Origin of the sequence: Deinococcus radiotolerans (genome assembly GCF_014647435.1) — a bacterium.
Classification (GTDB): Bacteria; Deinococcota; Deinococci; order Deinococcales; family Deinococcaceae; genus Deinococcus; species Deinococcus radiotolerans.
Genome location: NZ_BMPE01000031.1, coordinates 19,097 through 27,181, shown reverse-complemented (window position 1 = coordinate 27,181; position 8,085 = coordinate 19,097). Strand labels below are relative to the sequence as shown.

General features: G+C 61.0%; 5 protein-coding genes and 2 pseudogenes. All 7 read right to left on the bottom strand.

Going from position 1 to position 8,085, the window contains the following annotated elements; translation table 11 throughout:
• On the bottom strand, nucleotides 1–131 hold a 131-nt coding region (locus IEY63_RS22675), incomplete at its 3' end, for an IS3 family transposase (protein ID WP_189069349.1).
• Between the two features lie 114 nt (nucleotides 132–245).
• Nucleotides 246–546, bottom strand: a pseudogene (locus IEY63_RS21315) (transposase); the annotation flags it as partial.
• A 132-nt stretch (nucleotides 547–678) separates the two neighbouring features.
• Nucleotides 679–867 (bottom strand): annotated as a pseudogene (locus IEY63_RS21310) (transposase); the annotation flags it as partial.
• Between the two features lie 317 nt (nucleotides 868–1,184).
• Complete coding sequence (locus tag IEY63_RS21305; protein ID WP_189071003.1) at nucleotides 1,185–3,065, bottom strand: ABC transporter ATP-binding protein; 1,881 nt, start codon at nucleotides 3,063–3,065, stop codon at nucleotides 1,185–1,187.
• Nucleotides 3,066–3,119: 54 nt separating this feature from the next.
• Nucleotides 3,120–4,049, bottom strand: coding sequence for an SDH family Clp fold serine proteinase (locus IEY63_RS21300; protein ID WP_189071002.1), 930 nt, complete (start codon nucleotides 4,047–4,049; stop codon nucleotides 3,120–3,122).
• 43 nt (nucleotides 4,050–4,092) lie between these two features.
• Entirely contained in the window at nucleotides 4,093–5,103 is a 1,011-nt protein-coding gene (locus tag IEY63_RS21295; RefSeq protein ID WP_189071001.1) for an MvdC/MvdD family ATP grasp protein, read from the bottom strand.
• Nucleotides 5,078–8,083 carry a Tn3 family transposase gene (locus IEY63_RS21290; RefSeq protein ID WP_083524286.1) on the bottom strand — a complete coding sequence of 1,002 codons (3,006 nt, stop codon included), beginning with the start codon at nucleotides 8,081–8,083 and terminating at the stop codon, nucleotides 5,078–5,080. Before IEY63_RS21290 ends, IEY63_RS21295 begins: the two co-directional genes overlap by 26 nt.
• Nucleotides 8,084–8,085 lie beyond the last annotated feature (2 nt).

Here is an 8,085-nt window from a genome sequence, read left to right as displayed (position 1 = left end):
CGCAGATTGAGCCCGGTCTGGGTGTACAACCGATACAGCCGCTTGTGGTTGATGCGCCAGCCCTCCCGGGCCATCAGCACGTGAATGCGCCGGTATCCATAGCGCACCCGTACCCCCGCGATCTCGGTCATGCGCTGGACGATGGCGGGCTCGTCTGCCCGCTTCTTGAAGACGTAGCGACATGTCGAGCGCGCGACATACAGACCCCGACAAGCCCGACGTTGACTGACGCGGAACACGTGCTGGACGTGCTCCACCCACCCCCGCCGTTGGCGGGGGTTCACAGCTTTTTTAGATGACCTCCTGCAGCATCGCCTTGTCCAGGCTCAGATCCGCCACCAGCTGCTTCAGTTTGCGGTTTTCCTCTTCCAGTTGGCGAAGCCGACGGAGTTCCGCAACCCCCACCCCGCCGTACTTTTTGCGCCAGATGTCGTACGTAGACTCGACGACGCCCATCTTCCGGCAGACCTCGCCGACGGACGTGCCGGAGTCGACTTGCCGCAGGGCGAAGGCGATCTGCTCTTCGGTATGCCGTGCTCCTCCCATGCTGACCCTCCTGGGAACGTGTGTTCCCTGAGTGTGCCAGATTTTCCGATTCATTTTGGAACCGATTGCGGGGAGCAGGTCAGAGACGATGTTGTCTCATTCGGAGTGGGCCGACCAATTGGGGTCACGTCAGTGGCAGGTGCGCCACGGGCCGTACCGATCAGGTATATCTCGCCAAGGCGCCCCGACCTTGATGCGCCAGAGGATGCCGTTGATCACCCGTCGGTGGTCAGCGTAGGGGTGGCCGCGCCTGGGATCGGGTGGGAGATGAGGTTGGAGGGCGTCCCATTGCGGGTTGGTGAGGTCTGTACGCCAATACAAACTCCGACGCTACGCCCTCGTCATGAGTTTAATTGCACAGACAATAGAAGGGGAGGTCGCAATGCCATGGCTCAATGAATACGTCAGGTTCATAGCCAAGCTCCAGGAGGCGAGTTTCGACATCGCCCGCCCCGCGAGCAGGAACGCGCTCAGCTTGACCTCAAAAGACGGGGCCGAACACGGGGATTCCGCGCTGCGCACGCCGCCGCCTCGGCACTTCATCACCAGACCCGAAGAATGCCAGATGAAGGCATCACACCCAGTTCCGCTGAGGTCGAGCGTCCAGAATCATCGAGCCGTGCGCCGGAGGAGTGGCGTCAGGACGCGCCTCCTCCTGAAGGATGTGCTGTTTCCAGCTGAGAGGACATCTCCGCTGCGGAGGACGTCACGTCGTAGGCCTGAGCTTGAGCGGTAAACATGTCGTGGTACCGTCCCCTCAGCGCCATCAAGGCGGCGTGGGTGCCGTCTTCGAGAATCTGGCCCTCCTCGATCACGACGATGCGGTCCGCGAACCTGACGGTATTGAAGCGGTGCGTGATCAGCAGGCTGAGTCTGTCCTGCGTCAACTCGCGGTACCGCTTGAACAGTTCTGCTTCTGCTTCGGCGTCCAGCGCGGCCGTTGGCTCGTCCAGAATGAGAATGGGCGCGTCCCGGTACAGCGCCCGGGCCAGGGCCACTTTCTGCCATTGACCGCCGGAGAGTTCCTGACCCCGATGCTGAAATTGCCGGCCTAAAAACGTGCCCCATCCTTCAGGTAAGGCGTTCACCAGGGGCGTCAGGCCGGCCCTCTGCGCAGCCTCACCCAGTTTCAGCGGGTCGGCAGGGTCATTCGGCCGGGCGAGCACCACATTCTCTTCAGCGGAGAATTGATACCGCGTGAAATCCTGCAAGATGACACCGAACAACTCCCGGTAGTGTTCAGGATCATACGAGCGGATATCCGTGCCATCCAGGGTAATGCGGCCACTGCCGGGGTCGTACAGGCGCGTCAGCAGCTTGACCAGCGTGGTTTTCCCTGCCCCGTTGACACCGACGAGCGCTGTGGCTTCACCGGCTCGCAACTCCAGGTTGAAATCCGTGAACACCGCGCGCGTGGCGCCGGGGTACGTAAAGCTCGCGCGTTCGAATCTGAGGGAACGATGCACGGTTACAGGGGCGGGCAGCGGCTCTGCTGGAGCGACAATGACGGGGCGCACGCCCAGGAAGCGGTCCAGGTCAGTCAGGAGCAGCGCGTGTTCGAGAACGTCACCAAAATTGGAGACCACCTGCGTCAGGTTCTGCCGGACAGCGGCGAGCGCCGCAATCAGGAGCGTGAAATCCCCCAGGCTGATGCTTCCGGTCGCCGCGCGGTAGACCACGAACGCCAGCGCCACGTACTGCAGCCCGACCGAGAACAGATCTGCCCAGGCGAACCGGGTGAGGTTGCGGCGGGCGGCCTGCAGCCGGACGTCCAGCGCGTGTTGGGTATACGCTCGGCTCTGAGCGAGAAGCCGCCTTGACAGGCCGAAGAGGCGCAGTTCTTTGGCCGCGCCTTCTTGCGTGAGCAGTTCGTCCACGTACGCGGCTCGCCGCCCCTCAGGGGTCAGGAAATCGTAGGTCCGGAATGTGAGGAGGCTGGACTGCTGCGCCACGAGCAGCACCGGAATCGCTGCGATGACCAGGGCCAGCAGCAGGAAAGGCTGGAACGCAAGAACAATCGCGACAAAGCCGGAGATCGTGACCAGGTTCTGAACGCCGCCCAGGACAGCCATGGTGAGCAGCACAGGCCGGTACCCAAGCTCCCGGCGGGCCTTTTCCAGGGTGTCGTGGTTCTCGGGCTGCTCGAAGAAGGCCAGGTCCAGGTGAGCGGCGTGCTCATTGACGTCCATGCGGAGCACGTGCTGGACATGTTCTCCCAGGTAGGTCCTGGTCAGATCAAGCACATGCCCGAGGCCCACAGACAGGGTCACCAGCAGGAGTTCTGCAGCGATGAGCAGCCAGAGGTTGAGGGTGGGCCCGGCACCCGCAGCCAGGGTGTCAACCATGACTTTGGCAATGCTGGCAATCCCTGCTGGAAGCAGTCCAAGCGCGGCCGTGCCGGCCAGCGCGGCCAGGAGCCCTTTGCGGTGGGCGCGGATGAGGAGGCGGACGACACGGGGAAGCACGTGAGCCACCTCTTTGAACACCTGCACGGGCCGACCAGTCGGCGGTTCATCCATGACTGAAGTTCCTCGGTGAAGGTGCCCCGCCCGCACCCCTTGTCCGTGTTGTGCTCATCGGATGCGCCAAGGCGTCCGCTGCGCCTCCACGGTGAAGCCAGGTACAACCGGGACATCGTCACCCTCGCCCAGAGGCGCGCCGACCGGCAGGGGGTCATGGGTGGCCAGGAACACCTCACTGGCCATGACCGCGTTGTGTGCGCTTAGGGTTTCGTCGGCTGTCGTGATGGTCCGGCACGCCTGGATGAGTTCGAGAGCAACGCGTTCTTCCTCCACGCCTGCCGCGCGGACGTTCAGGCCCAACGCCATGACCTCCGCACGCGTGATGACGCAGTCGTGCGAGCCGTATCCGCGAACCAGGTGTTCAGCGACCGCCTGCCGCTGTGCGACTGCGGCGCCCGGCATGCTGTGCGAGAGGAACCCCTGGCAGTACTTGAGCATCTGCTCTTCGGACCGGTAGAACGAACTCAGCGAGGTCGGAAAAAATTTCTGGTTTAGCAATTTGAACAGCTCAAGCCCATGCTGCGCACGGTCCAGACCGAACCACACTTCTGCCATGTCAAGGTAAGCGTGACTGTCGGCAGAGGAGACGCTCGAAGGCATGCCCGGTTGGGGTTGAGTTGAGCTGACGTTCGGATCCAGGGGACTGAGCTCGGAGAGGCCAGTCAGGACGAGCTCATCTGCAGCCAGGCAGATCAGCGTACCTGCCGAGATGGCCTTGTGCGGAACCAGGATGTGGAGGGTATCGACGTACTCCCGGAGCAGAACGGCCAGCCGGCGCGCGGCGTTCACGTAGCCACCGGTCGTGTGGAGCACCAGCGTCAGGCGGCGCTGACCAGCCAGGGTCATCACGACACAGCGGTGGAGGATCTCAACGTCTGAATCCTCAACGGGTTTAAAGCGCCCTGGCGTGGTCGCGTAGACCATGACGGGCATGTCCAGCAGGCTTTGCAGGGCCTCAATATGGGCGGTCAGGCCATGCATGTCAGGCCTTTGAGCGTGCGCCTGGCGCAGGACGGCTGGGCAATCACGCCACGCCACCGCGAATCAGGCAATTGGACATGGCTTCTTTCATGCGTAATTCCGGAACCTGATGCTCCACGAAAAGAAACTGTCCACTGGGGTTGTTCTCCAGGAACACGTACTGCCCATCGGGGGTGTAGATCAGGTCCATGGCGCTGTAGTGCAGGCCATAGCCTTTGACAAAGGCCAGGCAGGCATCGGCCACGGCTGGGGGCAGGTCTGCTTTGCGGTAAGGAATCGAGACGCTGTAGTCCCGCCAGTCAATGGAGGTTTCCGGCCGTTCCTGCGAATGAATTTCTGCGGCGAAGACTTCATTGCCAATGACGGTCACGCGCAACTCGTGTTGCTTGGGCACGTACTCCTGAAAGAGGGACGGCGTCAGACGAATGGTCTCCAGCGCTTCCATTTCGGGCTCGCCTACGAGCGTTGTTTTCACGATCAGGTCTTCTGGAACTTCTGTTTGTGCCTGTTCCGTGTCGATGTCCGTTCGGGTCATCAGGCGTTCGTCCGTCATCAGTGACGGCGTGGAGAGGACCTTGTAGATCATTTGGCCGCCACAGGCGCGGTAAAATTCACGCACTTTCGCGGGCTCGTTGGTGATCATGGTTCTGGGAATGTGAAATCCGAATTGCTTGGCCCGCGTCAGCTGTTCCAGCTTGTAGTCCGCCTGACGAAGGAGATGGGGCTGGTCGATCCAGAAGCAGTTCATGGACAGCCACAGGCCCCTCAGGTACTCAGACAATTCTTTGCGCGCGAACATCCGCTCATCGTGGGAGAGGTGCTCAGGCAGTTGAAAGGGCAAGGGGCGGCGGTACCAGACAGCGCCGATATCCCGCACGTCAAGCCAGCGGTCGTTGACACAGTTGCGCAGCCGTACGGATTGAGAGGCTGAATTGATCTCGACGCTGCTCTCCATGTGAAGGGCCAACTCGTGCGGATGGGCATTGCGGTAGTAATGGAGCGGAGAGTCGGGTTTTGGGGGTCGTGCATCAGCCTTCAGCGTCGCCTGGGGCACGCAATTTTCTGAATTTTCCGGAACGGGTCGTTTCCTCTAGATTGAAGTGATACCGACCCTTGAGGTGGATGTGCTCATATTTCAGTGGAGAAAGGCGCTTGGCCTCTTCTGGATTGACCATTTTTCCCTCTGACCGCAGCTGTTCCAGCACCAGACCGATGTATCTAGAATTCCAGACGATGATGGCGTTCATGACCAAGCCCAGCGCGCCCAACTGATCTTCCATCCCGGCCAAGTAGTGTTGCCGTAACTCCCCACGTTCTCCCTGAAACAGGGCGCGGCCCAGACTATGCCTGGCCTCCTGGCGATTGCGCTGCGTGCCGATGACCCGGCGATAGACCGGATCATCGTGGTAGGTCAGCAGATGCTGGGTGTACGAAATGCGGCCAAAGTGTTCTACGGCCCGCACCACCGAGCTTTTGGGCGTCACGCCCAGGACTTTAATCAGGTCAGATGCTCTGACCTGACGGGTCACCAACGATCCAGCAATCCGCAGGAGGTCATCCCAGTGCGCGGTAATCAGTTTGGACTGAATATGGTTGGTGGCAATGGCGTCTAATGCGCCGTACTTGGCCTGTGGGTTCAGCCGCCAGTAGCGGCGTTCGGGCAAGTTCGCCAATTCTGGGCTGAATTGATAGCCCAGCAGGCTGAATAGCCCAAAGATCAGATACGAGGAGGCCCCTGTATCCGAGATCAGTTGCTTGGGTCGCAGCGTGGTGTTGTGTTCAATTAGGCCGTCCAGGGCGTACAGCGAATCTCGCAAGGTGCCTGGCACCACAATGCCGTGAAAACTGGTGAACTGGTCGGCCACAAAGTTCACGTACGTGACACCACTGCCTACGCCAAAATATTTGGGGTTCTGACCACTGTAAATGGATTTCACAGGCACTCGAAAGCGCAGGCCATCCACCGAAGCGACATACCCCTGGCCCCAGGCGGGTAGGTCCGGCAGGGTGGACTGAAAGTTCACCAGACGAGCATTCGCCGCCGCGATGGTTTCAGCCCGGACATAGTTCTGGCTGACCCAGGAGAGACGACTGGACCGGAGCGCCTCGCGCTCCGGTTGCACGACGGCGTCCAGACTCACGTTGCAGGCCTCGGAGAGCAGCACGGCACAGACGCTCATGGGCAGGTGCTCCACCCGGCTGCGGCGCTCACTGAGGTGCTGGAATTCATCGGCAAAGCCCGTCCAGCGGTGAACTTCCAGGAGCAGGTCAGGGAGGTCGATCCTGGGTAAACGTGCGGCCACATCTTTGTGAAGCTGCCGCAGACTGGGCGGTTCATCCTGCGCTTCATCAAGCTGCAGCACCAGACGCGATTTCCCGTCCACCTCCTCAATGGACGCAGAGGCATTCTCGGGGAGGCGTTCGGCCAGGAGGTGGTAGGTCTCATCCAATTGCCGCTCCAGACGGGCCAGGACCACTGCAGGATCAGGGTCGAGATCAAGACTGCGGCAGACTTCCACCTTGAGGTCCGCCCAGCGCGGCCCCGAGAGGAGCCGCAACCTGGGGTCATTGAATTTGTCGCTGGCTGGCACATAGAGGTCGCGGCGCTTCAAGCTCAGGTGCAGCTGCTCCAGTACCCCGAGGGTGTACGCACTGCGCTGCACCTCACCTGCCGCAGATCTCAAATGCTTTCCCCAGCGGCCGGTGATCCAGTCGGTAGGCAGCGATGACAGGTCTTTCTTCCGGCGCTCCAGGGTTCGCAGGGCATTGATAGCGGCCAGCAGAGGCTGACCGGAGCGGTTGGCTTCAAAGCCCACCGTGTGCAACAGCGTCGGAACAAATTGCTGAACGTAGCTGTAGCGGGCCAGCAACTGCTCAATGTGCCGATCAGCGGTCGGTTGGGTCAGCTCAGCAATGGCCTGCACGGTCCGCTCCAGCACATCTTTTGAAACAAGGGTCAACACCTGCTGTGAAAAAGCATCAAAATCATGCTGCTCCGTCTTCAAGTGCTCTAGAAACAAGCGAGTCAGCTGGTTCTGAGAACGGGCCGCTTCTTCCAATGAAGGCAAGGAGGCCAGCTTCTGCTCGGTGTCCTGGCGTTCTATCCGGTTAAAGACATCCGTCAGCAGGCTGTCGAGCACGGTCAGGGCGTCATCCAGCGCACTGGCCTCCAGGCGCGAGACCGTGACGAGCAACACCGCCAACTGACGGGACGAGGTCAGCCTTCGTAACGTCTGCGTCTTCGACCCCAGTCCTATTCTTGACAGCGTGTCCAGGCGCTGCGTGGGGAAGGAACGTAGGTTAACGGTCCGCACACCGACCTGGCGAATCCGTTCGACCCGCTTCAGCGCCCCGACCAGGCCCTGGGCCGAAATGGAAATCGGGGCTTGGCGGAGTTGCTCGAAGGAAGAGACTTTGGCCCGCTCAGGCACACTCAGCAGGGTGACCAGACGCTCGCGCTGCTCAGGGCTGAGCAGCGCCACCAGACGGTCACATAACTGTGTCTCACTGCGCTCCTGCACCCGGGCAATCAATCGGGAGAGGGTGGTCACACCTGGCAGAATGATGTTGTGTTCGTAGAGGCGGGCCGTCGCCCGGTCCAGCAAGAGGCTTGGAGATTCGGCTTGTAAGTGGGTGCGGGCCATCAGGAACCGGATCAAGCCGATCCAGACGGCGGGCTCGGAGAAGACGCGGTAGCCATACGTTTGCCCGATGTCCCGCTGGTGGTCCCATTTGGTTTCACCTTGACGGTAGCGATCAAGTTTGACCTGCTTGGCCTGCACACCAAGTTGCCGGGCGACAAAGCGCAACACATTGGGGGGCACATCGAGTGGATTGAGGAGGAATGTGCCCAAAAACCGCAAGGTCGTGAGCTGGAGGGCGTATCCGAGGCGATTATGCTTGCCTTTTTTCGAAGCGATCCGCGTGTGATCGCGGTCATCCAGAATGAAATACCGCCGGAGTTGCTCGGGACTGGGCGGTGCATTGAACTGGCCGTACTGATCGGTCCCTCCTGCGGCCAGTTCAGCAGGCACAG